The sequence below is a fragment of the Heliomarina baculiformis genome (assembly GCF_019966545.1).
GTDB lineage: Bacteria > Pseudomonadota > Alphaproteobacteria > Rhodobacterales > Rhodobacteraceae > Heliomarina > Heliomarina baculiformis.
Genome location: NZ_JAIMIC010000002.1, coordinates 504,128 through 529,756 on the forward strand (window position 1 = coordinate 504,128; position 25,629 = coordinate 529,756).

24 protein-coding genes and 1 tRNA gene are annotated in these 25,629 nt (G+C 57.0%); 18 read left to right on the forward strand and 7 right to left on the reverse strand.

Going from position 1 to position 25,629, the window contains the following annotated elements:
- Positions 1-11: 11 nt before the first annotated feature.
- Together MF268_RS06035 and metF are read right to left on the reverse strand one after the other, a co-directional pair.
- Positions 12-497 (reverse strand): PaaI family thioesterase, encoded by a 486-nt coding sequence (locus MF268_RS06035; protein ID WP_238369986.1) that lies wholly within the window; start codon positions 495-497, stop codon positions 12-14.
- A 53-nt stretch (positions 498-550) separates the two neighbouring features.
- On the reverse strand, positions 551-1,417 hold the full coding sequence (gene metF, locus MF268_RS06040) for a methylenetetrahydrofolate reductase [NAD(P)H] (protein ID WP_238369987.1): 867 nt from the start codon (positions 1,415-1,417) through the stop codon (positions 551-553).
- 91 nt (positions 1,418-1,508) lie between these two features.
- On the opposite strand from metF, the gene MF268_RS06045 reads away from it, so the two are divergent.
- Together MF268_RS06045 and MF268_RS06050 are read left to right on the forward strand one after the other, a co-directional pair.
- Complete coding sequence (locus MF268_RS06045) at positions 1,509-2,414, forward strand: LysR family transcriptional regulator (RefSeq protein ID WP_238369988.1); 906 nt, start codon at positions 1,509-1,511, stop codon at positions 2,412-2,414.
- Positions 2,415-2,417: 3 nt separating this feature from the next.
- Positions 2,418-3,386, forward strand: a complete 969-nt coding sequence (locus MF268_RS06050; protein WP_238369989.1) for a ketopantoate reductase family protein — start codon at positions 2,418-2,420, stop codon at positions 3,384-3,386.
- Positions 3,387-3,423: 37 nt separating this feature from the next.
- On the opposite strand, the gene MF268_RS06055 is transcribed toward MF268_RS06050, so the two are convergent.
- Positions 3,424-4,464 (reverse strand): NADP-dependent oxidoreductase, encoded by a 1,041-nt coding sequence (locus MF268_RS06055; protein WP_238369990.1) that lies wholly within the window; start codon positions 4,462-4,464, stop codon positions 3,424-3,426.
- A 154-nt stretch (positions 4,465-4,618) separates the two neighbouring features.
- Between MF268_RS06055 and MF268_RS06060 the strand changes: the two genes are divergently transcribed.
- The gene (locus tag MF268_RS06060; RefSeq protein WP_238369991.1) at positions 4,619-5,404 is read left to right on the forward strand and encodes an inositol monophosphatase family protein; all 786 of its coding nucleotides are present in this window, start codon (positions 4,619-4,621) and stop codon (positions 5,402-5,404) included.
- Here the strand turns inward: MF268_RS06060 and MF268_RS06065 are convergent.
- Together MF268_RS06065 and MF268_RS06070 are read right to left on the reverse strand one after the other, a co-directional pair.
- Positions 5,401-5,784 carry a GFA family protein gene (locus tag MF268_RS06065; protein WP_238369992.1) on the reverse strand — a complete coding sequence of 128 codons (384 nt, stop codon included), beginning with the start codon at positions 5,782-5,784 and terminating at the stop codon, positions 5,401-5,403. The two genes, MF268_RS06060 and MF268_RS06065, sit on opposite strands and share 4 nt — an antisense overlap.
- The gene (locus MF268_RS06070) at positions 5,781-6,524 is read right to left on the reverse strand and encodes a rhomboid family intramembrane serine protease (protein WP_238369993.1); all 744 of its coding nucleotides are present in this window, start codon (positions 6,522-6,524) and stop codon (positions 5,781-5,783) included. The genes MF268_RS06065 and MF268_RS06070 overlap by 4 nt, the downstream gene beginning before the upstream one ends.
- A gap of 168 nt (positions 6,525-6,692) precedes the next feature.
- Here MF268_RS06070 and MF268_RS06075 point away from each other — a divergent pair.
- From MF268_RS06075 to MF268_RS06125, 11 genes are all read left to right on the forward strand, one after another.
- Positions 6,693-6,779: transfer RNA gene (locus MF268_RS06075), tRNA-Leu, on the forward strand.
- 256 nt (positions 6,780-7,035) lie between these two features.
- Entirely contained in the window at positions 7,036-8,010 is a 975-nt protein-coding gene (locus tag MF268_RS06080; RefSeq protein ID WP_238369994.1) for a lipid A-modifier LpxR family protein, read from the forward strand.
- A 91-nt stretch (positions 8,011-8,101) separates the two neighbouring features.
- A complete protein-coding gene (locus MF268_RS06085; RefSeq protein ID WP_238369995.1) occupies positions 8,102-9,154 on the forward strand; it encodes a Hint domain-containing protein in 1,053 nt (350 codons plus the stop codon).
- 205 nt (positions 9,155-9,359) lie between these two features.
- Positions 9,360-9,980, forward strand: coding sequence for a 30S ribosomal protein S4 (gene rpsD, locus MF268_RS06090; protein WP_088634850.1), 621 nt, complete (start codon positions 9,360-9,362; stop codon positions 9,978-9,980).
- 189 nt (positions 9,981-10,169) lie between these two features.
- Positions 10,170-11,264, forward strand: coding sequence for an endonuclease/exonuclease/phosphatase family protein (locus MF268_RS06095; protein ID WP_238369996.1), 1,095 nt, complete (start codon positions 10,170-10,172; stop codon positions 11,262-11,264).
- 82 nt (positions 11,265-11,346) lie between these two features.
- Positions 11,347-12,432: a histidinol-phosphate transaminase gene (gene hisC, locus MF268_RS06100; protein ID WP_238369997.1), complete on the forward strand. Its 1,086-nt coding sequence runs from the start codon at positions 11,347-11,349 to the stop codon at positions 12,430-12,432.
- On the forward strand, positions 12,429-13,358 hold the full coding sequence (locus MF268_RS06105; protein WP_238369998.1) for a prephenate/arogenate dehydrogenase family protein: 930 nt from the start codon (positions 12,429-12,431) through the stop codon (positions 13,356-13,358). Before hisC ends, MF268_RS06105 begins: the two co-directional genes overlap by 4 nt.
- Entirely contained in the window at positions 13,355-14,188 is an 834-nt protein-coding gene (locus MF268_RS06110; RefSeq protein ID WP_238369999.1) for an extensin-like domain-containing protein, read from the forward strand. Before MF268_RS06105 ends, MF268_RS06110 begins: the two co-directional genes overlap by 4 nt.
- Before the next feature lie 48 nt (positions 14,189-14,236).
- Positions 14,237-14,767 carry a gamma-glutamylcyclotransferase gene (locus MF268_RS06115; protein ID WP_238370000.1) on the forward strand — a complete coding sequence of 177 codons (531 nt, stop codon included), beginning with the start codon at positions 14,237-14,239 and terminating at the stop codon, positions 14,765-14,767.
- Between the two features lie 69 nt (positions 14,768-14,836).
- Entirely contained in the window at positions 14,837-16,021 is a 1,185-nt protein-coding gene (locus MF268_RS06120; protein ID WP_238370001.1) for a biopolymer transporter ExbB, read from the forward strand.
- 3 nt (positions 16,022-16,024) lie between these two features.
- On the forward strand, positions 16,025-18,088 hold the full coding sequence (locus MF268_RS06125) for a peptidoglycan -binding protein (protein ID WP_238370002.1): 2,064 nt from the start codon (positions 16,025-16,027) through the stop codon (positions 18,086-18,088).
- 133 nt (positions 18,089-18,221) lie between these two features.
- Here the strand turns inward: MF268_RS06125 and clpA are convergent, their stop codons facing one another.
- Together clpA and gloB are read right to left on the reverse strand one after the other, a co-directional pair.
- Complete coding sequence (clpA, locus tag MF268_RS06130) at positions 18,222-20,543, reverse strand: ATP-dependent Clp protease ATP-binding subunit ClpA (RefSeq protein WP_238370003.1); 2,322 nt, start codon at positions 20,541-20,543, stop codon at positions 18,222-18,224.
- Positions 20,544-20,717: 174 nt separating this feature from the next.
- Positions 20,718-21,485 carry a hydroxyacylglutathione hydrolase gene (gene gloB / locus MF268_RS06135; RefSeq protein ID WP_238370004.1) on the reverse strand — a complete coding sequence of 256 codons (768 nt, stop codon included), beginning with the start codon at positions 21,483-21,485 and terminating at the stop codon, positions 20,718-20,720.
- Between the two features lie 73 nt (positions 21,486-21,558).
- On the opposite strand from gloB, the gene MF268_RS06140 reads away from it, so the two are divergent.
- The 4 genes from MF268_RS06140 to MF268_RS06155 all read left to right on the forward strand — a co-directional run bounded on the left by MF268_RS06140 (position 21,559) and on the right by MF268_RS06155 (position 25,621).
- Positions 21,559-22,299: a class I SAM-dependent methyltransferase gene (locus MF268_RS06140; protein ID WP_238370005.1), complete on the forward strand. Its 741-nt coding sequence runs from the start codon at positions 21,559-21,561 to the stop codon at positions 22,297-22,299.
- Positions 22,300-22,628: 329 nt separating this feature from the next.
- Entirely contained in the window at positions 22,629-23,189 is a 561-nt protein-coding gene (locus MF268_RS06145) for a F0F1 ATP synthase subunit delta (RefSeq protein WP_238370006.1), read from the forward strand.
- Positions 23,190-24,728: a F0F1 ATP synthase subunit alpha gene (gene atpA / locus MF268_RS06150; RefSeq protein ID WP_238370007.1), complete on the forward strand. Its 1,539-nt coding sequence runs from the start codon at positions 23,190-23,192 to the stop codon at positions 24,726-24,728. It abuts the gene before it with no gap.
- 14 nt (positions 24,729-24,742) lie between these two features.
- A complete protein-coding gene (locus MF268_RS06155) occupies positions 24,743-25,621 on the forward strand; it encodes a F0F1 ATP synthase subunit gamma (protein ID WP_238370008.1) in 879 nt (292 codons plus the stop codon).
- The last annotated feature ends 8 nt before the right edge of the window (positions 25,622-25,629 follow it).

The window sequence follows — 25,629 nt, forward strand, 5'->3', positions numbered from 1 at the left end:
CGGCTTTCGCTCTACTTGCCGCTCAGCTTCATGACGATGCAGGTGGTAGAGCCTGTCGCGTAAAGTTTTCCGTCCGAAACTCCCCGGATTTCACCATGGGCGATACCGGTCGAACGACCGACATGATCGGTGATACCAATGCAGTCCACCGGCATGCCCAAGGGAATTGGGCGCAGGATATTCACCTTGTATTCCAGTGTCGTGTAGGTCGACCCTTGCGGGATCCGGGTCATGACAGCGCATGCCATCGCGCTGTCGAGAATCGTTCCGTACCACCCGCCATGCACGGTTCCGAGAGGATTGGTCATGCTAAATTCAGGCGACCCCTGAAACACGACACGACCATCTTCGACGGAAGTCAGTGTAAAGTTCAGCAATCCTGCGATAGGTGCACCGGCGAATTCGCCCTCTTGAATGCGGTTCATGAATTCAAGACCAGAAACGCCGAGGGCTTCCTCGGCGCTTGGCAGTTCTTCAAGCTTCTCAGCAATCTTCATGTTCGTTCTCCCGCTTGACTGAACGCTAGCAGGAGAACCTTTGTGCGCAACACTTACGCGACGTTTTCAAGTACGACTTTCGGTGTCACGCCAATCGCATGGCAAACGTCACGGGTCAGTTCCGGACGATTCAGCGTATAGAAGTGCAGCGAGTCGACGCCTTCTGCGAGAAGTTCGCTGCACAGTTCTGTGCAAAGCGCCGTGGCAAGAAGATCTTCGCGACCGTCGCGGAGGGCGGTTTCGAACGCGGCCTCTACCCATTCTGGAATTACGGTGCCGCAAGCCCGAGCGAATTTCGACGCGCCTTTCCAGTTTTCGATCGGCAGGATGCCGGGAACGATAGGCTTGTCAATTCCTGCTTTGACACATGCGTCACGGAAGCGAAGGAAAGTCTCCGCCTCGAAGAAGAACTGGGTCAGGGCTTCATCAGCGCCTGCGTCGAGCTTGGCTTTCAGCCAGTCGATGTCCGCCTGCTGATCAGCCGCTTCGGGGTGCTTGTCAGGATAAGCGCCGACGCGGATGGTGAACTTGTTCCGTGCCGAAAGCGCCTCGATCAGTTCGACCGAATTGGCAAAACCCCCCGGATGAATTTTGAATGCGCCGGTGCCTTTCGGCGGATCACCGCGAAGAGCGACGATTTCGCTGACACCTGCCTCTGCGAACCCATCTGCAATGGCAAGTGTTTCTTCCTTGGTCGCGTTGACGCATGTGAGGTGCGCGGCGACATTGAGACCCGAGGATTTATGCAGCGTGCCAACGGCTTCGCGTGTGAGATCACGAGTGGTGCCGCCTGCGCCATACGTGACTGACACGAAACGAGGATCCAGCGGAGCAAGGGTCTGAACCGTGTCCCACAGCCGGAACGAAGCCGCCAATGTCTGCGGCGGAAAAAATTCGAAAGAAACAGTCGGAGCGGTCATCATCAATCCTCTTGGTTTCGACTCTTGTCGCATATAGTGCAATGTGAGACAATTTCATAATTCTCAACTACAACATGAGTTCCACAGCAGTATGCATTTAGAGTTTCGCCATCTGCGCACGATCCAAGCCATCCACGAAGCGGGGGGGCTCGCCCGTGCCGCTGACAAGCTGAACATCACGCAAAGCGCGTTGAGCCATCAGATTAAAGGTTTGGAGGAACAGGCGGGCGTGGAGCTCTTCGTGCGGCGTTCAAAGCCGATGACCCTGTCCGCCGCCGGGTTCAGGTTGTTGCGACTTGCAGAGCAAGTCCTGCCTCAGGTCGAAGCAACATTGGCAGAGTTCGGTAACCTAAGAAGCGGCAAAACCGGCCGTTTGCATATCGCAATCGAGTGCCATGCCTGTTTCGAATGGCTCTTTCCTGTGCTTGAAGGGTTCCGCAAAGAGTGGATGGATGTGGACGTCGATATCCGTCCGGGTCTGGCATTCGATGCGCTGCCGGCGTTAATGAAGGAAGATGTCGATCTGGTGGTCTCTTCCGACCCGGAAGACCTGCCCGGTATCGAGTTCATTGAATTGTTCGATTATGCGCCGGTCTTCGTGGCGTCTTCACAGCATCCGCTGGCCTCCAAACCCTATGTCGAAGCGGCGGATTTCCGGGGCCAAACGCTGATCACCTATCCGGTCGAGCGTTCACGGCTGGACGTGTTCAGCCAATTGCTGATCCCGGCAAAAGTTGAACCCGCCGCCATACGTCAGGTCGAATTGACTGCAGTAATACTCCTCCTTGTGGCCTCCAATCGCGGCGTGTCCGTTCTGCCTGACTGGGTGGTACGTGAGGTAAAGTATTCTTCTGACTATGTTACGCGCCCATTGACAGATAAAGGAATTAAACGGCGTTTGTATGCCGCGGTGCGCAGCGAGGATCGTGAAAAGCCTTTTATGCGCATGTTGATTGATCTGGCCCGCGTAGAGGCGCGGAAACTACAAGAGGCGTAAAGAATGCGTGTAATAATTCTGGGTGTGGGCGCCGTCGGCGGAACGATGGCGGCAGCTCTGGCCATGGCCGGACAAGAGGTCATCGGAATTGCCCGGGGCGCACAACTTGACGCAATTCGTGCGAATGGACTGACCTTGCATGCGGTCGACGGGGTCCATCATACAGAATTTGAATGCGTAGGCAGTCCGTCTGAAATCGATTTTCGACCCGACGATGCGATTGTTCTTACGGTCAAGGGCCAGCATACCGAGGCCGCTCTTGCCCAGCTGGTCGAGGCGGGCGTGACAACTCAGCCGATATTCTGCGCCCAGAACGGGGTGGAGAACGAGCGCCGCTCATTGAGACTCTTTCCTAACGTCCACGGCATTACCGTTCTGCTACCGGCTGATTACATGAAACCCGGCGAAGTCGCTGTCTTTGGCGCACCGAAATACGCGATCTTTGACGTCGGCCGTTTTCCGGGTGGTGTGGACGAGGCGGACGAAAATTTGTGTGAGACGCTGAACAAGGCCAACTTTGTTGCGTTTCCAAGTGCAGAAGTAATGGCCAGCAAATACGGCAAGCTGTTGATGAACCTTGCCAATATATCCGGCGCCGCTCTGGGTGAGGTCGAAGAGGCCAAGATTGTGCGTCAGGCTTTGCAGGCCGAAGGCGAGCGCGTTCTGACTGCTGCAGGCATCAGCTGGATGGATGTGGGGGGCAATGATCCGCGCCGTAAAGGCACTTTGAAGATCGAGGATGTTCCTGGAATCGACCGGGTCGGAAGTTCCACAACGCAAAGCCTTGCACGCGGTGCCGGGTCAGTCGAAACTGATTTCCTGAACGGTGAGATTGCCATGCTCGGAAGAATGTACGGCGTTCCCACACCATTGAACGACTGGTTCTGTCAGCTGGCGAGCCGCATGGTTCGGGACGGCATCGCGCCGGGTTCGCTGGATGCCAGCGCTGTTCTTACAGAATTGGATCTTTGAGGCAGCGCCCGGCGAGGGGCGCCGCCATCAGGGCCGGTTAGGCAACCTTTACGATCTGCTTGCCCATGTTCCCGCCCTTCAGCATCGACATGAAGGCGGCAGGCGCATTTTCCAGACCTTCCGCGATGTCTTCCACATAGGCGAACTCGCCACTTGATACTTTCGGGCCAATTTCCGCAAGGAAATCGGGCATGCGGTTGAAATGGTTGGAAATGATAAAGCCATTGACCGACAGGAACTTGACCAGAATGTTCCGCCACAAACCAGGCGCGGAAATTTCCGCGTCAGTTGCGCCGGACCCAAGCCCGCCGGCGTTGTACCAGCTGATCATGCCACAGATCGGGATGCGTCCGTGTGGGTTCATCAGGGGGATAACAGCGGCGAGTACCTTGCCCCCGACGTTTTCGAAATAGACATCGATGCCTTGCGGGCAGGCGTCGCCCAATGCTTTGCGAAGATCCGAGGCAGTCTCGTACTCACGGTGGTCAAGGCAGGCATCGAACCCGAATTTCTCGACCGCCAGCTTGCATTTTTCCGGACCTCCAGCGATTCCGACGGTTCGCATGCCATGCATCTTGGCGACTTGACCAACCATCGATCCGACGGGACCCGTGGCCGCCGCGACGACGAGCGTCTGACCTTTCTGGGGGCGACCGAGTTCGGTCATGCCATACCAGCCGGTCAGACCGGGCATGCCCAGAACGCCAAGCGATGTCGTGATCGGCCCGTGCGAGGGATCGATCTTGCGAAGCTGGTTGGCGGGCAGGCAGCCGTGCGTGGCCCAGCCGAACATGCCAAAGGCGAAATCTCCGGGTTTGAAACTGTCGCTCTTTGAGGCGATGACCTCGCCGACGCCGCCGGCTTCCATGGTGCCTCCGATCAGCACGGGTGCGGCATAGGATTTGGCATCGTCCATCCGGCCCCTCATATAGGGATCAAGCGACATATAATGAACCTTGACCAGCACCTCACCGTCTTCGGGTTCTGGCATCTGCTTTGCTTCGTAGCGAAAGTTTTCCGGCTGCGGTGCGCCGTCTGGTCGACTGGCCAGAGCGATATGATGCATTTGATCGGACATGGCGTTTTCCTCCTCATTACCTTTGCGCGTGACGGTGAAGGTTGTCCGGTGAGTTTGCAAGGTGAGATCTGGGCCAAACCCGGGTACTGCTGGGACTTGGCAAGCGGGCAACAGGCGCGTATACGCGCGCCCTGATCTCAAAAGGAATCCGAAAATGGTAGGCAGTGCCAATCTGAACATCATGATCAAGGCCGCGCGCAAAGCGGGACGGTCACTGGTCAAGGACTTCCGCGAAGTTGAAAACCTCCAGGTTTCGATGAAGGGTGCAGGCGATTTCGTAAGCCGTGCCGACATCGCGGCCGAGGAAATTCTCAAGCAGGAGTTGATGGGCGCACGTCCGACTTACGGGTGGCTCGGAGAAGAAGGTGGCGGCGAAGAGGGGCAGGATCCGACGCGCCGCTGGATCGTTGACCCGCTGGATGGAACGACGAATTTCCTCCACGGTCTTCCACATTGGGCGATTTCGATCGGTCTTGAACACAAGGGACAGATCGTGGCCGGGGTGGTTTTCGATGCAGCTAAAGACGAAATGTTCTTCGCAGAAAAAGGCGCGGGGGCGTGGATGAATGATACGCGACTGCGCGTGTCCGGACGTTCACGTATGATCGAAAGCATCTTTGCAACGGGTATTCCCTTTGCAGGTCGGGCAGATCTGCCTGAAACACTGCAGGATCTCGCGCGCCTGATGCCGGCATGTGCGGGCGTTCGGCGCTGGGGGGCGGCATCACTCGATCTCGCTTATGTCGCGGCGGGCCGCTACGATGGATATTGGGAGCGGCGTCTGAAGCCCTGGGATCTCGCTGCCGGCTTGATCATCGTCCGCGAGGCTGGTGGCTTTGCCCATGCCATAGATGAGAATGGCGACGTGGTCGAAGACGGCAATGTTATCGCGGCCAACGAAGCTATTTTCGATTCATTTGCCAAGGCTATCCGTAGCTAAGAGCTGCGATCCGAAGGATGATTGACTCCATCGACCCATGCGATGGGTTCGAAGTCGCGCGGGTTGACCCCGTCGATGCATCCGAGATTGATACCCGTTTCCGCAGGGTCTGAGCGACGCTGGTGATGCGTGTAAATTCCGCAGGTCTTGCAGAAACAGTGCTGCGCGGTCTTGGTCCCAAAGCTGTACAGCGTCAGGTTGTCCTGACCTTTCAGGATATGCACGGTGTCGGTGAGAGCCGTTACCGCCGCCGCACCGCGCCTGCGGCAAAAACTGCAGTCGCATCGATTATGTGCTGCGAGCCCATGGGGCAGGGTGGCCTCGATCAGAACGGCACCGCAGTGGCAGCTGGCCCGTATCGTCTGTGCTTCATTGCTCATTTGCGCGGTACTCTTGGTATGTTTGACCTGACAAGCCGGTATTCCGGGTGTGGGTGTGGGGGGTGCCCGTGCGTCCTGTTCCAGAACCCAATGCCTCCCAGACGGATCAAAAGGGGCAATGCAAGGATGGCGCCAATGATGAAGCCACCTGTATGCGCCCAATAAGCGACACCGCCTGCATCGGGATCGGAACCAATACTGCCGAACAATTGCATGCCAAACCACAGGCCAAGCATCAGCCACGCGGGTACGGGCAGGATCTTGAAGAAGATGATGAATATGATGAGGATATCGACCTTGGCCTTTGGGAACAGCAGAAGATAGCCGCCCATCACACCCGCAATCGCGCCAGATGCGCCAACCGTTGGCACGGTGGATTGCAGCCCCATCAGAATGTGGATGAGCCCCGCACCCAGACCGCACACGAGGTAGAAGCCGAGGAAGGTCAGATGTCCCATCTCGTCCTCGAGGTTGTCGCCAAAGATCCAAAGGAACAGCATGTTTCCGGCAAGGTGCATGAAGCCAGCGTGGAGAAAGAGCGAGCTGAGCAATGTCAGATAGCCTTCGCCGGCCGAAACACGGGCGGGAATGATTGCCCAGTTGCCGTAAAATTCCCAAAGCGCGCCCTCGTCTGTCTGAATGCCGAGAAAGGCAAGAAATACGAATAGGTTGGCCGCAAGGAGCGCATAGGTAACATAGGGCGTTCGCCCGGACGGATTATGGTCACGGATGGGAAACATGCGTGCCACGCTGAGACGAAATGCAAACCGGGTCAAGCGCCATCTAAGCGAAGCTTGCAGCAACAATCTCTCGTGTCGCGAACTGGAAACTCAGGGAAATCGTATCGCGCGCCCGGACATTTACTTGCCGTAAATCTGGGGGGTTGATAACAAGGCCAGACCACGGCTGCGGGCGTGATGGAATGGTAGACATACCAGACTTAAAATCTGTTGGGCCTTGTGCCCGTGTGGGTTCGAGTCCCACCGCCCGCACCACTAACGTCGATAGAAACAGGGTGTCCGGTATCTTGCTTTCGAGGCGAGCTGAACGCTGATCAATGATTTGGTTCCAGATTGGCAGCCATACTGCCTGCTTGGTCCAGGGAAAGCCCAAATTTCCCGCGGATTGTTTCTTTGATGGCTCATTCGGCAACAAATTCTACCATTGATTTCGCAAAGGGTGGTTCCGGGGCTGAGGCACACATAAAAGCGGTTCGATAAGTATACGCTCTTTGCTTCCAAAGGTCCCGATATGAAGGCTGTTTCAACGTTTTTCCTGGCCGCCACCTTGGCTTGCGAACTGATCTTTCCAAAGGCTGCAGCGGCTGAAACTGGAACTTCCCAGCTTTCCGAGGGTAGCTATGCCCAGCACGAACTTCCAGCCGGGCGGCGATACCTTGGCTATGGGCGGTTGTTCACGAACGACCTCTTCGGCGACAGGAAAGACCGGTGGCGCACCGGGTCACTCACAAGTTCTCGCGTCTGGGGTTATCATTGGGACGGCACGCTGCCCGACAGGCTTGGGGAGTTACTGGAACTGCGTCTGCAGGGGCAGATCATAACGCCTTCGCGCCTGACTAGATACGTTCCCTCAGATCGCAGATATGCGACGGCCATCAGCCTTGGCCTACACAGCCACGCGCAATGGCGCGGTCTGGAGGTTTCGATGGGCGCGGACATCGTGGTGATCGGTGACCAGACTGGGTTGTCATCGTTCCAACGGGAACTTCATGAACTGGTCGGAGCGGATTTGCCGGCAGCGGGCATCCTCGCCAACCAGATCGGCAACACAATCCGCCCGACTTTCGTTGCTGAATTCGGGCAGGACATACTGCTCGAAAATTCCAATCTGCGACCCTTTGCTGAGGTGCGGGCAGGGGATGAAACCCTTGTTCGTATCGGTGCTGATCTGACCTTTGGCGGTGGGGGAGGCGAATTGCTTGTTCGAGAATCCGTAACCGGGCAACGATACCGCGTTCTCTTTAATGAAGAACCGCGTTGGAATTTCATTCTTGGCGGCGACGTGGCCTATGTGGAAGACAGCGTATACCTGCCGGACAATATCGGCGTCGATCTGAAGAACAACAGGTATCGGCTTCGTGCGGGGGTCAACTGGCAGGGCGCTACGAGTTCAGTGTTTTATGGCCTGACGTATCTCTCCGAGGAATTTGAAAACCAGCCCGAAGGACAACTTGTCGGATCAGTCCGTCTTAAGTTCGAATTCTAGACCGATATCTGCTTTCCGATACAACAGCCTTTCCCGGCGCTCCCGCTGCTGTTAGAATCACTAAAAAAGAAGAGCAGTGCTGGATTAGGCTATGAATGCGGGCTTTCGCGGCTTGTACGTCATTTCATGGGCGCAGACCGAGATCGATGGCGTCTCTAACGCTCCGGCGTTGGCTTTGCACGTTGGTGCAGGCTGGCAATGGCGTGGAGATGCGTTGCGAGTTGATGGTCCGACGAGTGTCTTGCTGCTTGACGAGCCTATCGGTGAAAAGGCGTTGCGAAAAAGAGCGGCGCAAAAGATCTCCCGTCAATTTGGCATCAAGACGGTTGAGGACTGTATCAAAGAGGGTAGGGCAGATCGGCCGGATTCAGATTTTACCGTGACGGACGGGCGGCAAGGCTACGAAGTTCGGATCATTGAGAGCGATGATCAAAACCGGTTCTTCTTGATGTTCGAGGATGAGTTGCCGCCCCGTGGCAGACAACTTTGGATCGCTCGGATCGCTTGGAAACCTCAGCGAATACGAAAAAAAAGGCAAAATACGGGGTTGGTCTGTTTTACGCCGGGTACGCATATCCTCACCGAACGGGGCCTGCAGCGAGTCGAATTTTTGCGTCCGGGCGACAAGGTTCAGACCAAGGATAGCGGCCTACAAGAGCTTTTATGGTTGGGTTCGCGGCGGCTGTCATCAACTCGGCTCGCCTTGAATCCTGCTATGCGACCCGTCCGAATAGCGCGGGGCGCTTTGGGGCCGAGGGGGCCATTTCAGGACCTGGTGGTTTCGCCCGAGCATCACATGCTGCAGAGTGGAAACGCCGCGCAGGCCCTTTTCAACGAACCTGAACTTCTGGTCTCTGCTGAGTCATTGGTGGACGGTCATTTGGTCCGCCGTGAACCACTCCGTGGTCAGGTTATGTACTTTCACCTGCTTTTGCCACGGCACGAGGTTATCTGGGCCAACGGCATGGAGACCGAGAGTTTTTTGCCGGAAGCAGCGGATTTGGACGCTTTGGACTATTCGCAGAAGCAGGCACTTTTCGAATGTATGCCGACGCTGGAAAGCATGGCCGGATCCTATGGAATGAGCGCGCGGCGACGTCTGACTGGTTCGGAGACCGCGATTTTGCGACACGCCGCTGCCTGACGGCAAAAAGCAGGAATGAATGCGAATGGCTTACCGCAGTAATTTCCAGCTCTAGGAGATTTCCGCGTTGACACGCTGATCTTCATGTCTATAAGCGCCCTCTCATTGGTGTTGGTGGCTCTCGCAAGAGAATGCCTGTCAGGTTTCGACCAAAGGACAACGCCCTTCATGGCTCATTTGAGCGTCAAACCGAAGGAGATCAGCCGTGACAAAACGCACGTCTGCCAAGTACAAAATTGACCGCCGCATGGGCGAAAACATCTGGGGCCGCCCGAAGTCGCCGGTTAACCGCCGCGAATATGGCCCGGGTCAGCACGGTCAGCGCCGCAAGGGCAAACTGTCGGATTTCGGTATCCAGCTGCGCGCAAAGCAGAAACTCAAAGGCTACTATGGTGACCTGACCGAGAAGCAGTTCCGCCGCATCTACGCCGAAGCAGAACGCGTAAAAGGCGACACCGGTGAAAACCTCATCGGTCTGCTCGAGCGCCGTCTCGATGCGATTGTCTACCGCGCAAAGTTCGTGCCGACCGTCTTCGCTGCACGCCAGTTCGTGAACCACGGCCACGTCCGCGTGAACGGCCAAAAGGTCAACATTCCGTCCTACCGTGTCAAAGAGGGCGACGTGATCGAAGTCCGCGATCGCTCCAAGCAGCTCGCCATGGTTCTCGAAGCGGTACAGCTTCCCGAGCGCGATGTGCCTGACTATCTGGACGTGGACACCTCCAAACTTACGGCGACTTTCGTTCGCACCCCGTCGCTGGGTGATGTGCCCTATCCGGTGATGATGGAGCCAAACCTCGTCGTCGAATTTTACGCCAAGAACTAAGTTCCGGCCTGATAAATTTGAAAAGCCGCGCTTTCGCGCGGCTTTTTTTGTTTGCGCAGTAAGAGAATTCAATTTTCTTTTTAAAATTCTTTCAGATTTTTCTTGGTGGAGATTTCTGATCGAACCGCATGGCTGGACGCATTCTGATACCGCGTTATGGTATTTGGATGTCACACGGATTGCAGGCCAATGCCGTTCTACCATGACCTGAAAACCTACGATGCCGACGATCAATATCCGGATAAGCAGTCCTGGATTGCGAGCCGGCTGCTTGCGTTACGCCACGATCTGAAAGAGGCAATCCTTGATCGGAGGCGCCCCAATTCCTTGATCATCGGTTCTTGGAACATTCGCGCCTTTGACGACGGAATTCCGCGGCTGGATGAAAGCTACCATTACCTTGCCGAGATCATCGCGGCTTTCGATATCTGCGCGATACAAGAGGTCAAGTCGGACCTGGGTCCATTAAAAAGGTTGCTGCGCTTGCTGGGACCGAACTGGTCCTATTTCGTGTCGGATGTTTCTACCCATCGTGGCGGAAACAACGAACGTATGGCGTTCGTCTACAATCAGGACAAGGTCATTTTTCGTCATTTGATCGGTGAGATCGTCTTGGACAATGTCGATCTTGTCGCCGGGAACCAGATCGCGCGTTCGCCCTTCTTTGCGGCATTTCAAGCGGATTGGTTCCGTTTCTGTCTTTGCTCCGCGCATATCATCTATGGAAAAGGGGCAGGCGCGCGAGAGACAAGGTCACAGGAGATCAGAGCAATTACGCGGATGCTGGTGGAAAAGGCGAAGGAAGAGGACCAAGTCTACATTCTTGTCGGCGACATGAATATCGAAAGTCTTGACGGTCCGATCATGCAGGCGCTTCGCGATAGCGAAATGGTCATCCCGAGTTTTCCGCCGACGAACTTATCGGGTGACAAGCATTACGATCAGATCGCCTTCACAGATAAAGGCATGGCCGAACGTAAAACAAGACTTTTGCGTGCTGGCGCTTTTGACTGGCGCCGGGCAGTGTTTGGACCGTATCCCGCCCATGGCGTTGCAGAGCTTGATATCGGAAATGACTTTGTTTCCCGTGTCGCCGATGCCGTTAATATCGCGCATTACGAAGGCCAGAACCTACGTCAGCGCGCCGCAGTTGGCAGGCCGCCCTATGCGGATTTCAGACGCATGTATCGAACCTGGATGACCTATGAGATGTCCGATCACCTTCCGGTATGGATCGAAATCGAAATAGACTATTCGGATGAATATCTTGCGCGATTTTTGTAACGCCCGGGCATCTCCGACTCATTTTGCACTGGCTTTGCACCCCTGCGGGTTCTAGAACGCCTCGGAAAATTGGGGAATGTCGATGGCTCAGATAGAACCGCAACCGGGCATATTGGATATCGCGTTGTACGAAGGCGGGGCAGCACATGTCCCGGGAGTAGCCAATGTCATCAAGCTTTCATCGAATGAGAACCCCTTTGGCCCAAGCCCCAATGCGATAGAGGCCGCAAAAAACGCGGCCTTGCAGATGCACCGCTACCCGTCCACTGATCATGCGGAGTTGCGGCAGGCCATCGGTGAAATGCATGGGCTTGATTCCGAAAAGATCATATGCGGTGTGGGCAGCGATGAAATCCTTTCGTTTCTTTGCCAGGCATATGCCGGTCCGGGAGATGAGGTCATCCACACGGAACACGGGTTCGCGCTTTACAAGATCGGCGCCCACGCTGTGGGTGCCACGCCCGTGGAGGTGCCCGAGCGTGACCGCGTGACGGATGTGGACGCAATCCTGTCCGCATGTAATGAACGCACCCGCCTGGTCTTCATCGCGAACCCGAATAATCCGACAGGCACGATGATTGGCGAGGCCGAGGTGGCCCGGCTTGCCGAAGGCCTTCCGTCCAAGGCAATGCTGGTTCTTGACGGCGCTTACGCGGAATACGTGGAAGGTTTCGATGCAGGCAAAGCATTGATCGATGCGCGCGACAACGTCTTCATGACGCGCACCTTCTCAAAGCTTTACGGACTTGGCGGAATGCGTGTCGGCTGGGGCTACGGGCCGAAAGCCATCGTGGATGTTCTGAACCGTATCCGGGGGCCGTTCAACTTGTCGAACATCTCGATTGCCGCGGCCATTGCATCGGTGCGCGATGTGGCGTTTGTTACCCAATGCCGTGCCGAAAACACCCGAATGCGCGCTTGGATGGCAGAAGCTCTGGCCGAAATCGGTGTCGCATCGGACACCTCCTGTGCAAATTTCATCCTTGCCCGGTTTTCGGATGCGGCAGAGGCCGAGGCGTGCGACGCTTTTTTGCAGTCCGAAGGTCTGATTGTTCGCAAGACCGGGGGCTACAAACTTCCCCACGCGCTTCGTATGACAGTCGGCGATGAAATCGCCTGTCGCCGTCTGGTTGCGGCTGTGCGGACATTCAAGGGGCGGTCGGCGTGACGGGACCTATTTATGAACGCGTCGCACTGATAGGACTGGGACTGATTGCATCGTCTATCTACTGGGCAATCAAGCGTAACCCGGGACTTGCTGGCGAAGTGACCGGATATGCCCGGTCGCAGGAAACCCGGGAAACTGCCAAACATATCGGTCTATGCGACAGGGTTTGCGAGACGGCGGTCGAGGCGGTGCAAGATGCAGATCTTGTGATCCTCTGCGTCCCGGTCGGCGTCATGGGGCAGGTGACCATGGAAATATCGCAACACCTCAAACCGGGCTGCACTGTATCGGATGTCGGATCGGTGAAACGCGACGTAATAAGCAATGTATTGCCTCACCTGCCGGAGAACGTTGCCTTTGTGCCAGCGCATCCGCTTGCGGGCACTGAACATTCCGGGCCCGAATCCGGTTTTGCGGAACTGTTTGACAACCGTTGGTGCCTGCTTGTTCCGGTTGAAGGGACCGCCAAGGAAACCGTGGCAAAGCTTCGCCAGTTCTGGGAAGGGCTGGGGGCGAATGTCGAAGAGATGGATGCCGATCACCATGATCTTGTCCTTGCTGTCACCAGTCACACGCCGCACCTGATTGCCTACACAATGGTTGGCGTCGCCGATGACTTGCGACGGGTGACAGATAGTGAAGTCGTGAAATACTCGGCGGCCGGCTTTCGTGATTTCACGCGCATCGCGGCCAGTGATCCGACGATGTGGCGTGATGTGTTCCTGACGAACCGCGACGCGACACTCGAAATTCTCGGTCGGTTTACCGAAGAGCTTTTTGCCCTGCAAAGAGCGATCCGGAAAGGCGATGGCGATCATCTCCATGCCTATTTCACGCGGACCCGAGCCATCCGGCGCGGTATCATCGATGCCGGGCAGGATACGGACGCACCAGATTTCGGTCGCAGCCAGAAGGCAAGGAAATGAGGCGGCTCACTGGCATTCTGCTGATTGCCAGCATCTCTCTGCCGGTGATGGCAGATACGCCCGAAACTTCTCTCCGACCCGTTGCACGGACCGAACGCGTCAAGCCTGCTGGTGCGACCGTTCTGGTCGACACCGACGCCGGTATCTCCGAGGTCGTGCGTATGAGGCCGCCGGTCCGGCCTCTTTCTGAACAGGAACAGGAGATGATCGACCTCTCCGAACGCGTTGCGTTCGTTAGCCCGGAGCAATCAATGCGTCCTTGGGCACGGCCACCCCGCGTCGAGCAAAAGGCGATGGCCCAGCGAAGATTGCGACGTCAGGGAGCGGTTTGCGGAGATATCGAACTTCAGGGCGATGAGGTCGGCCGGGTTCCCGGCCGGATCAAGGGTTGCGGCGTCAAAAATGCGGTCCGTCTGCGTTCCGTGTCCGGCGTCAAGCTTAGCCAAGCCGCCTTGATCAATTGCAAAACCGCCAGTGCGCTAAAGAACTGGGTCGACAAGGGCGTTCAGCCCGCATTTGCAAAAAAGGGGCCGGTTGTTGAACTGCGCGTCGCGGCGCATTATGCCTGCCGTCCAAGAAACAACCAACGCGGTGCCAAGATCTCTGAACATGGGCGAGGAAATGCAATCGACATTTCCGGCTTCGTCATGCAAAGCGGGGAAGTCGTCACCGTGATCGAGGACTGGACGGGCAAGGGGCCTCTCAACGCGTCTCACCGTGCGGCATGCGGGACTTTCAAAACGGTGTTGGGACCGCGATCCGACCGGTTTCATCAAGACCATTTCCACCTCGATATGGCAAATCATCGCGGTGGCGCCTATTGCCGCTAGGATAGTCGGCGTCGAGCGTGGCGCAGAGCAAATTACAGGTATGATCGAATGACGATGTGGGTATTTGGGTACGGTTCCCTGTTATGGAACCCCGGGTTCAACGTGGCCAGCCGGGTGCTGGCGCGTCTCGATGGGTATGCCCGTTCTTTCTGTATGCACTCGATACACCACCGTGGCACCGAGGAAGCGCCCGGTCTGGTGCTGGCTCTGGACGAGGTTGAAGGGGCGGAATGCCGGGGCGTCGCCTTTGCGGTCGCCGAAGGGGAAGAAGAGCAGACCCTGGCGTACTTGCGAGAGCGTGAACTGATATCTTCTGCGTATATCGAAAAGGTGCTCGAGCTTGATCTGGATGACGGGCGGCGGGTCGAAGCGCTCGTCTACGTGATAGATCCGGCCCATGTGCAATACTGCGGGGGTATGCCGCTTGAGGAACAGGCTCAAATAATCGCCCATGCGGTTGGCGGACGGGGCCCGAATGCCGAATATCTGTTCAATACGACGGACCATCTTGCCGAGCTTGGTCTACCTGACGGCGATCTGGAATGGCTGGCTGACCGCGTTCGGTGTATCCTCTCATAAACGCTTGGCTTTTCCGGCTTTTCTTCTTTAGGTTGGCGGTGAGCAGAACACCTGTCAGGAGCTGAGCGCATGGCGCAGCCAGACACGAAACAACGGCCGCAATTCTCGCAGCCTTTTCAGCAGATCATGTTCATGGTCATTGCTTTGGGCTTGGCCGTTTCCGGGGCGGTGCTGGCATTGCCAAGTGTGCTGCCTGTCTTTCTGGCCAATCTCTATCTGAACGGGTTTATCGCGCTCGTCTTCCTGTTTGGTATCCTCGCCTGTTTCTGGCAGGTTTTTCAATTGATGGTCTCGGTTCGCTGGATCGAACAATTCGCATCCGGTCTGTCCGCAGACAGTAACCATCCCCCCCGGCTGCTGGCACCGCTTGCGTCTTTGCTTAGATCGCGCGGCGCCCGGATGCAGCTTTCGTCTTCCTCCACGCAATCGATCCTTGAATCCGTTGCGACGCGGATCGATGAAGCTCGGGAAATTACCCGCTATATTGCGAGCCTTTTGATTTTCCTCGGCCTTTTAGGGACGTTCTATGGTCTCGCAACCACCGTGCCCGCCGTCGTCGACACCATTCGCAGCCTCGCGCCGCAAGAGGGCGAGGAAGGCATCGCGGTCTTCACCCGCCTGATGACCGGGCTCGAAGCCCAGTTGGGCGGGATGGGCGTCGCATTCTCGTCCTCTCTGCTGGGGCTTGCCGGGTCGCTTGTCGTCGGTCTGCTTGAACTCTTTGCTGGCCACGGACAAAACAGATTCTATCGCGAACTTGAGGAATGGCTATCCTCCATTACCCGGGTCGGTTTCGCCTCTGGCGACGAAGGCAGCAATGAAACGGCAGCGTTGTCCGGTATCCTCGACCAGATGGGCGAGCAAATGGAAAGCCTGCACCAGATGTTCGCGGAGTCTGAGGCGAGCCGGGCAAGCATTGACGGTAAGCTTGGCTCGCTCGCAGATGCACTTGGCCAGATGGTTGACCGCATCGATCAGACCGAAAATATTACCGGTGCGCTTGAACGGGTTGCGACGGGGCAGGAAGCACTTGTCGATCTGATGCGCGAACATGGTCCTTCCGAAGGGATCGACGCCGAAAGCCGGATGCGCCTGCGTTCGATCGACGTCCAGATGCTCCGGATTCTCGAGGAGATTTCCGCCGGGCGACAAGAGAGCATGGCCGAGCTGCGAAAGGATATCGATCACCTCATCAAGGCGCTCACAGTGCCACAACGTCCGGCACGGAGAAGCGCGGGCAGGGGAGAGGAATAGCGCATGGCCCTGTCACGTCGCACAGGCAACCGCTTTCAGGGATCGATCTGGCCGGGCTTTGTCGATGCGATGACAGGCCTTCTTCTGGTGATGATGTTCCTGCTCACCATCTTTATGGTGGTGCAGTTCGTTCTGCGTGAGACGATCTCAGGGCAGGAAACCGAGCTCAATTCGCTTTCTGATGAAATCGAGGCTTTGGCCGGTGCGCTGGGGCTTGAAGAACGCAAGTCGAGCCAGTTGGAAGCACGTATGGGGGCGCTGAACGCGACTTTGGGTGAAACGCAGTCCGATCTTGAAAATGCCCAAGCACAGCTCGCGCGGCAGAATTCGCTGATTTCAGCGCTGACGGCAGAGCGCGATCGACAGGATACGCTTCTGGAAGCCGCGCGGTCAGAGATTACCTCTTTCGAGGCTCGGGTGGCCGCTTTGATCGCGGCACGGGACGATGCCCTTGGCACGGTTGAAGAGCTGGAAACGCAGCGTGCTGATCTGCAATCGCAACGAGAGGAACTGCTGTCAGAACAGGATGCTTTGAATGCCGCCCTAGCCCAAAGCAGAACCGAGATTGACGAACAGTCAGAAGCTGCCCGGCTCGCCGCGGCCCGGCGTGAAGCGCTTGAAGCCTTGGTGGCGGATCTGCGTGCGGAAAACGCGAATAATGAAAGCCAAGCCGCTGCATTGAATGACCGGGTCGCCGAACTTGAAACCGAGTTGAGTGAAGAAGAACAGGCCCGATTGGCCGAAGCGGCGGCTGCGCAAGCCCTGCGAGAAAGGCTTGAAAACGCCGACAGCGAACTGACCGCTATGACGCTCTCTTTGGAAAAACAGCGTCAAGAAGCTGAAGACACCTTGACCCTTCTTGCGGCTGCAAGGGCGGCGAGGGATGAGCTGGATAGCGAATTGGCGGCGGCCCTTGCTCAAGTGGAAACAGAGGCTCAGGAAAAGGATGCCCTGACTGAGAGGTTGTCGCAGCTCGTCGCCCGTCTGGAGGTCACCCAAAAACAAGGCAGAGAGGTAGAGCAGACATTACAGTCGGAACTGGATCGGACTCAGGCTGAGCTCTCTGCAGCAAGAGCTGAGTTGCAAGAGCAAGGCAATACCCGGGCATCCATCGAGGACCGCTTGGACGCGGCGCTGGAGCGGTTGGAGCAGGCCGAATTGGCCGTCAGCGACCGGGATGAGCTTCAGGCTCGATTAATGGCAGCTTTGGCCGCGCGTGAGGCGGCGGCCGAAGATGCCTCGGAAGAGTTGAGCAAAGCAGAACAACGCGCCCGTCTGCTGGCTCAGGCGCGTGAGACGCTTTCGGAGGAAAAGGAAAAATCTGCGGCAGCGCAAAGGGAAACTGCCTTGTTGAACCAGCAGGTCGCGGCGTTGCGGGACCAGCTTGGGCAACTACGTGCGTTGCTGGACGACTACGAGGACCGGGATACAGCGACCCAAGTGCAGATTCAGAACCTTGGTACGGATCTGAACGCCGCTCTCGCCCGCGCGGCATCCGAAGAGCGCAAGCGCAGATTGCTCGAAGAGGCGGAGCGCAAACGGCTGCAGGAGGAACGGGAACAACTGGCGCTAGAAGCCGAGGCGCTGAAATCTCAGGCCAAGGATCTTGAACTCTATCGATCCGAGTTTTTTGGCCGCCTGCGCGATCTTCTCGGCAATCGTGACGGTGTGCGGATCGAGGGGGATCGCTTCGTGTTCTCGTCAGAGGTTCTTTTCCCTCTGGGTTCGGCGGAATTGTCCGATGAAGGCAAAAGCGAAGTCGCCAAGGTTGCCGGAATCCTGCGCGAAGTGGCAGACAGTATACCCTCTGAGCTCGACTGGGTGATCCGCGTGGACGGGCACACTGATGACATACCGTTGCTCGGAGCAGGAAAGTATGCCGATAACTGGGAGCTAAGTCAGGGCAGGGCTCTTTCCGTCGTTAAATACATGGTGAACGCGCTTGGTATTCCGCCCGGTCGCCTGTCCGCAAATGGCTTTGGTGAGTACCAGCCGATCAATCCTGCTTCCACACCTGAGGCGAGGGCTCAGAACCGGCGGATCGAATTGAAGCTTACCGAAAAGTAAGGATTTTGATCTTCCCCCTTCCCCCAGTCAGCCGATCTTGGCGCTGCCTCTGCAACTTCTGCCGGGCTAGATAAGAAAAGCCGCCCCAATTTTGTTGGGGCGGCTTCTGTTTCTTAATTTGGTCGGGTGTCAGTCAGTCGGCAGTCAGCAACGGCGGCTTGTTGCCTGACAGACGTGGATTGTCCGGTCCATCAATACGCAATTCGATTTCGCCGTTCTTTACGCCAACTTTGACGATGCCACCCTTGGCCAGCTTTCCAAAGAGCAGTTCTTCGGCCAGAGGCTTCTTGATGTTTTCCTGGATGACGCGGCCCAGCGGGCGGGCACCCATTTTGTCGTCATAGCCTTTATCGGCCAGCCATTCCGCAGCTGCTTTGGTCAGTTCAATGGACACGTTGCGATCCATCAACTGCGCTTCAAGCTGCAGTACGAATTTCTCGACAACTTGCAGAATTACCGATTTCGGCAGCGGTGCGAAAGAGATCACTGCGTCGAGACGGTTGCGGAACTCGGGCGTGAAGGTGCGCTCGATTGCTGCCGTATCCTCGCCCTCGCGGCGATCACGGCCGAAGCCAATGGCCGACTTAGCAAGTTCCGCAGCGCCAGCGTTGGACGTCATGATAAGCACCACATTGCGGAAGTCGACGGTGCGGCCGTTGTGGTCGGTAAGCTTGCCGTGGTCCATCACCTGCAGCAGGATGTTGTAGACATCCGGATGCGCCTTCTCGATCTCATCAAGTAGGAGAACGCAGTGCGGATGCTGATCCACGCCATCCGTCAACATACCCCCCTGATCGAAGCCCACGTAGCCCGGAGGCGCACCGATCAGCCGCGAAACCGCATGTTTCTCCATATATTCGGACATATCGAAACGCAGCAGCTCCACACCAAGCGTGTCCGCCAACTGGTTGGCCACCTCGGTCTTACCAACACCGGTGGGCCCGGCGAAAAGGTAATTCCCGATGGGTTTTTCAGGTTCACGTAGACCCGCACGGGCCAGCTTGATCGCACTTGAAAGCGCCTCAATGGCCTTGTCCTGACCAAATACGACCCGCTTGAGCGACGCTTCAAGATCCTTAAGAACTTCGGCGTCGTCTTTGGAAACGTTCTTGGGCGGAATACGCGCAATCTTGGCAACGACGGCTTCGATCTCTTTCGTTCCGATTGTCTTGCGACGTTTCGATTCCGCCACAAGATGCTGAGCAGCCCCCGCTTCATCGATGACGTCGATGGCGCTGTCAGGCAACTTGCGGTCGTTGATATAGCGCGAGGCAAGCTCCACCGCAGTCTTCACCGCATCTGCCGTGTATTTCACGCTGTGATGCTCTTCAAAGTACGGCTTCAACCCTTTCAGGATCTTCACCGCGTCTTCGACCGTCGGTTCGTTCACGTCGATTTTTTGGAAACGGCGGGAAAGAGCGCGGTCTTTTTCAAAGTGCTGGCGGAATTCCTTGTAGGTGGTCGACCCCATCGTCCGTAGCTTACCGCCCTGCAAAGCAGGCTTGAGAAGGTTCGAGGCGTCCATTGCACCGCCCGACGTAGCGCCCGCACCGATTACCGTGTGGATCTCGTCAATGAAGAGAACCGCGTCCGGATGGTCTTCCAACTCGCTGACAACGGCTTTCAGACGTTCCTCAAAGTCACCGCGATACCGCGTCCCCGCGAGCAACGCGCCCATGTCGAGCGAATAGATTGTGGTTTTCGATAGCACTTCGGGCGTTTCGCCAGCGACGATCTTGCGGGCCAGACCTTCGGCGATGGCTGTTTTGCCCACGCCGGGATCTCCCACGAGAAGTGGGTTGTTCTTGCGCCGACGGCATAGAACCTGAATGCAGCGTTCCACCTCTGCGTCGCGCCCGATCAGCGGATCGATATCGCCCTCGCGCGACTTGGCGTTGAGATCGACACAATACTTGCCGAGTGCACTTTCCTTCTGCTCCCCTTCGGTGACACCCTGAGGTGCCTCTTCCGGTTCTGAAGAGCCTGAAACCGGGCGGCTTTCGCCGTAGGCCGGGTCCTTGGCCACACCGTGCGCGATGAAGTTCACCGCGTCATAGCGTGTCATATCCTGCTCCTGCAGGAAGAAGGCTGCGTTGCTTTCTCGTTCCGCGAAGATCGCGACAAGCACGTTGGCGCCTGTCACCTCCGTCCGGCCAGAAGACTGGACGTGGATGGCGGCGCGTTGAATGACCCTTTGGAAAGCGGCCGTGGGGACCGCTTCGGAGCCGTCAATGTCAGTCACGAGATTGGAAAGATCATCGTCGATGAACTCAACCAGTGTCCCGCGTAATTCTGACATATCGACGCTACATGCTTTCATCACCTTGGTCGCATCGGGTTCGTCCAGCAGGGCGAGCAGCAGATGCTCAAGGGTGGCGAATTCATGGCGACGCTCATTCGCCAGCGCAAGCGCTGCATGAATGGCGTGTTCCAGTGTGCTCGAGAATGAAGGCACGGCGCGTGCTCCTCTTATTTGGGCCGGGGCGAGAGCATCAGGGGAAGCCGTCGCATTCCAACCATGTCTTGATAGTGTTAGAGTTTGGTTGATCGTAGCGCAGCTTCAAGGCTTTTCTTTCATTTTACAGTCACAATTGATTTTATCGTGACACAGTCGCGCGGATTTTCGGCATCAGAAATTGTCTTTCCGGGTGCGAATTTCAGCGAAAACAGTCTCGGGTTCTGCGCCTTCGAGGCCCAGTTGGCGAGCGACATCCGCATTGCCTGCGCGCAGAAACGGATTTGTTGCCAATTCGAGAGAAAGAAGTGACGGGACAGTTGGTTCATTGCGCGATCTTGCTTCGGCGATCGCGGCCATACGAGATTTAAGATCAGGATTGTCCGGTTCAATGGTCTTGGCGAATTTTCCGTTGGCCTCGGTGTATTCATGGCCAGAGTAGACGATCGTTTCCGGGGGAAGTGCTGCCAGTTTGGACAGGGAATGCCACATCTGGCGCATCGTTCCCTCGAACACCCGGCCGCACCCAAGCGCCATAAGGCTGTCTGCCGTGAATACCGCGTCACTCTGGGGGAAGTAAAAGGCAACGTGGCCGACCGTGTGACCGGAGACATCCATAACGTATCCGGTTTCTCCAGCGACCTCGATTTTATCTTCGTCTTCAACCTGTTTGTCGAGCGGAGGCAGGCGATGAGCGTCGGCTGCGGCGCCAATGACCTGCGCATCGTGTTCGGCCAATAGACCGGGCAGGCCCTCGACATGATCCGAATGGTGGTGGGTCAGCAGGATCGTACCCAGTGACCAGCCCTTTTCCTTCAGTACGGCCAGGATCGGTTCAGCCTCGGGCGCGTCCACAAGGAATGTTTCGCCTGTCTCTGCGTTATGTGCGAGAAAAGCGTAATTATCGGTTCGACATGGGATGGTGAGGATCTCAAGAGGCATGGCGTGTCCCTCCATTTCATTGTTACACTACGCTGATTGTAATTCAGATTGACCGATTGGACAGGCGACTACAATGCATCTGGATGTCCAGGACCTTCGGAATTTTTACTATCGCAGTACGCTTGGGCGCGCGGCGCAGGCTTCTATACGCAACCAGCTATGTGCGCTCTGGCCCGAGGCAAAGGGGCAGACGGTCGCCGGCTTTGGATTTGCTCTGCCGCTGTTACGGCCATATCTGGCGGATGCACGCCGTGTCGTCGCGTTGATGCCGGCACCGCAGGGCGTCATGCCGTGGCCTGCCAATATGCCCAATGTGGCTGTGCTAAGCGAAGAAACCCTCTGGCCACTGGAAACCGGGCGGGTTGATCGCCTCGTGGTGATGCACGGCTTGGAAACTTCCGAGCGCCCCTCAGCCTTGCTTCAGGAATGCTGGCGCGTCCTAGGTCCCGGAGGCAAGGCAATTTTCATTGTGCCGAACCGGGCTGGATTATGGTCACGCTCTGACAGAACGCCGTTCGGATACGGGCGTCCCTACACGCTAGGGCAGCTTGAAAGCCAGTTGGAGCAGCATGACTTCCTGCCCGAACGGCACAGCGCGGCGCTTTACCAGCTGCCATCGACCCGTCGGTTCTGGTTGAAGTCCGCGCCGTTGTTCGAAAAGGTCGGCGCACGGATGCCCACCGTCATGGCTGGAGGGGCCTTTCTCGTCGAGGTCAGCAAACGGGTCGCGCCGCCAAGCGGGACGGTAACAAAAGAATGGTCGCGCAACCCGATACCGGCGCTCAGCCCCAAGCCGGAAACATCGCCGGTTTAAGCTGAAACTGGCAAGCAGCGGCAAAGCCCAACAAGCGTCGAAAAAAGGCGCAAAACGGTTGCGCCTTTCAGACAGGAATCGCACCTGTTCACGAAAATTCTGGCTTTTTTGTAACATCCATAATGCCTTAATCGCAGGCGATTTCGTTAAGTCCTTAAAAACAAAAGATTAACGTTCCTGTGCATCATCACGATACTGTATTGCGGGCGAAAGACCGCTCTGTTACATCCACGCTGATTTCGATGCCCCGCGCTTTCACGGGGCTTTCTAACGCGCCCGGAGGTCGCCATGCTGGCAGCCAATCGGGTCTTAATATCGGAAGGGTGGACGTGTCCGAACCAGCTTCGATTTCCACTGGTATAGCTGAACGCTATGCCACAGCGATTTTTGAGATCGCGCAAGAGAACGGTAACCTTGATGGGCTCGAGACGAGCGTCGGCGATCTGAGCGCCGCTCTGAACGACAGCGCTGAACTGAGCGCCATGATCAAGTCACCATTGATTTCCCGCGGCGAACAGCGCAACGCGATCAGTGCGCTGGCCAAGAAAATGGACCTCGCTCCGGTTCTTCAGAACGCGCTGGCCCTGATGGCGGAAAAACGCCGTCTCTTCGTTGTGCCGCAGCTTCTGTCCGTGCTGCGCGAACAGCTTGCTGATCAACGCGGCGAGGTTGTCGCAGAGGTGACAAGCGCCAAGGCTCTGACCAAGGAACAGACCGAAAAACTGTCGAAATCGCTCAGTGCGAATGTCGGCAAGACCGTTACTATCAATGCGACCGTCGATGAAAGCCTCATCGGTGGTCTGATCGTTAAAGTGGGTTCGAAGATGATCGACACGTCGATCCGCTCGAAGCTCAACTCCCTCCAGAATTCAATGAAAGAGGTCGGATAAATGGGTATCCAAGCAGCAGAGATTTCTGCGATCCTGAAGGACCAGATCAAGAACTTCGGTCAGGAGGCCGAAGTCGCCGAGGTTGGGCGAGTGCTCAGCGTCGGTGACGGGATTGCCCGTGTATATGGTCTGGACAACGTGCAGGCCGGTGAAATGGTCGAATTCCCCGGCGGCATCATGGGGATGGCGCTGAACCTTGAATCCGATAACGTCGGTGTCGTGATCTTCGGTTCCGACCGGGACATCAAGGAAGGCGACATCGTCAAGCGCACGAATGACATCGTGAGCGTGCCGATCGGTGACGAACTTCTGGGTCGCGTTGTCGATGGCCTTGGTAACCCCGTTGACGGCAAAGGCCCGATCAACACCGACAAAACCGGTGTGGCCGACGTCAAGGCACCGGGCATCATCCCGCGTAAGTCGGTGCATGAACCGATGGCAACCGGCCTCAAGTCGGTCGACGCGATGATCCCGATCGGCCGTGGTCAGCGAGAGCTGATCATTGGTGACCGTCAGACCGGTAAAACCGCCGTGGCTCTGGACACCATCCTGAACCAGAAATCTTACAACGACGCCGCCGGCGACGACGAGAGCAAAAAGCTTTACTGCATCTACGTTGCGATCGGTCAGAAGCGTTCGACCGTCGCGCAGCTGGTGAAGCGTCTCGAAGAGACCGGCGCTATCGAATATACCATCGTAGTGGCTGCAACCGCGTCCGAACCGGCACCGATGCAGTTTCTTGCACCTTACGCCGCGACCGCGATGGCCGAATACTTCCGTGACAACGGCCGTCACGCGCTGATCGTTTACGATGACCTTTCCAAGCAGGCCGTGGCTTATCGCCAGATGTCGCTGCTGCTGCGTCGTCCGCCGGGACGTGAAGCTTACCCGGGTGACGTTTTCTATCTCCACTCCCGCCTGCTCGAGCGTTCGGCCAAACTGAACGAAGACAACGGCGCCGGGTCGCTGACGGCTCTGCCGATCATCGAAACCCAGGGTGGTGACGTTTCGGCCTTTATTCCGACCAACGTGATTTCGATCACCGACGGCCAGATCTTCCTTGAAACCGACCTGTTCTTCCAGGGCATCCGTCCTGCCGTGAACACCGGTCTGTCGGTTTCGCGTGTGGGTTCGTCCGCTCAGACCAACTCGATGAAGTCGGTTGCCGGTCCGGTGAAACTGGAACTCGCTCAGTACCGCGAAATGGCGGCCTTTGCGCAGTTCGGCTCCGACCTCGACGCCGCGACCCAGCGCCTGCTGAACCGTGGTGCCCGTCTGACCGAGCTGATGAAGCAGCCGCAGTATTCGCCGCTGACCAACGCGGAAATCGTCTGCGTCATCTACGCCGGTACGCATGGCTACCTCGACAAGCTGCCCGTCTCTGACGTGGGTCGCTTTGAAAAGGGCCTGCTGGCGCATCTGCGTGGCAAGCGTTCGGACATTCTAGACTGGATCACCAACGAAGATCCCAAGATCAAGGGCGACGCCGAAGACAAACTCAAAGCAGCGCTTGACGAATTCGCCGCTGACTTCGCTTAAGGAGAGATAGGGCAATGCCAAATCTCAAGGACCTTAAAAATCGGATCGAGTCGGTCAAATCGACCCGCAAGATCACCAAGGCGATGCAGATGGTCGCGGCAGCAAAATTGCGCCGCGCCCAGGAAGCTGCCGAAGACTCGCGTCCCTATGCCGAACGGTTCAACGCCGTGATGGCGCAGCTCGCGGCTTCGGTTGGCAAAAGCGACAGCGCGCCGAAGTTGCTGGCCGGTACGGGCAGCGACCAGGTGCAGTTGCTGGTGGTGTTGACAGCCGAACGGGGCCTCTGCGGGGGCTTCAACGGCAATATCGCGCGTCTCGCAAAGAACCATGCGCTCAAGCTCAAGGGCGAAGGCAAGACGGTCAAGATCCTCACGGTCGGCAAGAAAGGCCGTGACGTGCTCAAGCGCGACTTCGCGGACGATTTCATCGGCCATGTCGATCTGAGCAATGTCAAACGCCTTGGTTACACCGATGCACAAAAAATCGCGCAGGACATCCTGTCGCGCTTTGATGCAGGTGAGTTCGACGTGGCGACGCTGTTCTTCTCGAAATTCGTCAACGTGGTAAGCCAGGTGCCGACGGCACAGCAGATCATTCCTGCCGAATTTGAAGAAGATGAAAACGCGGATTCGGCAAGCACGGTTTACGACTATGAACCGGGCGAAGAGGAAATCCTCGCCGACCTGCTGCCGCGTGGCGTGGCCACCCAGATATTCAGCGCGTTGCTGGAAAACGGGGCTGGCGAGCAGGGCGCAAGGATGAGCGCGATGGACAACGCGACCCGAAACGCGGGCGAAATGATCGACAAGCTGACCATCGAATACAACCGTTCGCGTCAGGCTGTCATCACCAACGAGCTGATTGAAATCATTTCCGGCGCGGAAGCGCTGTAAGAGAACCG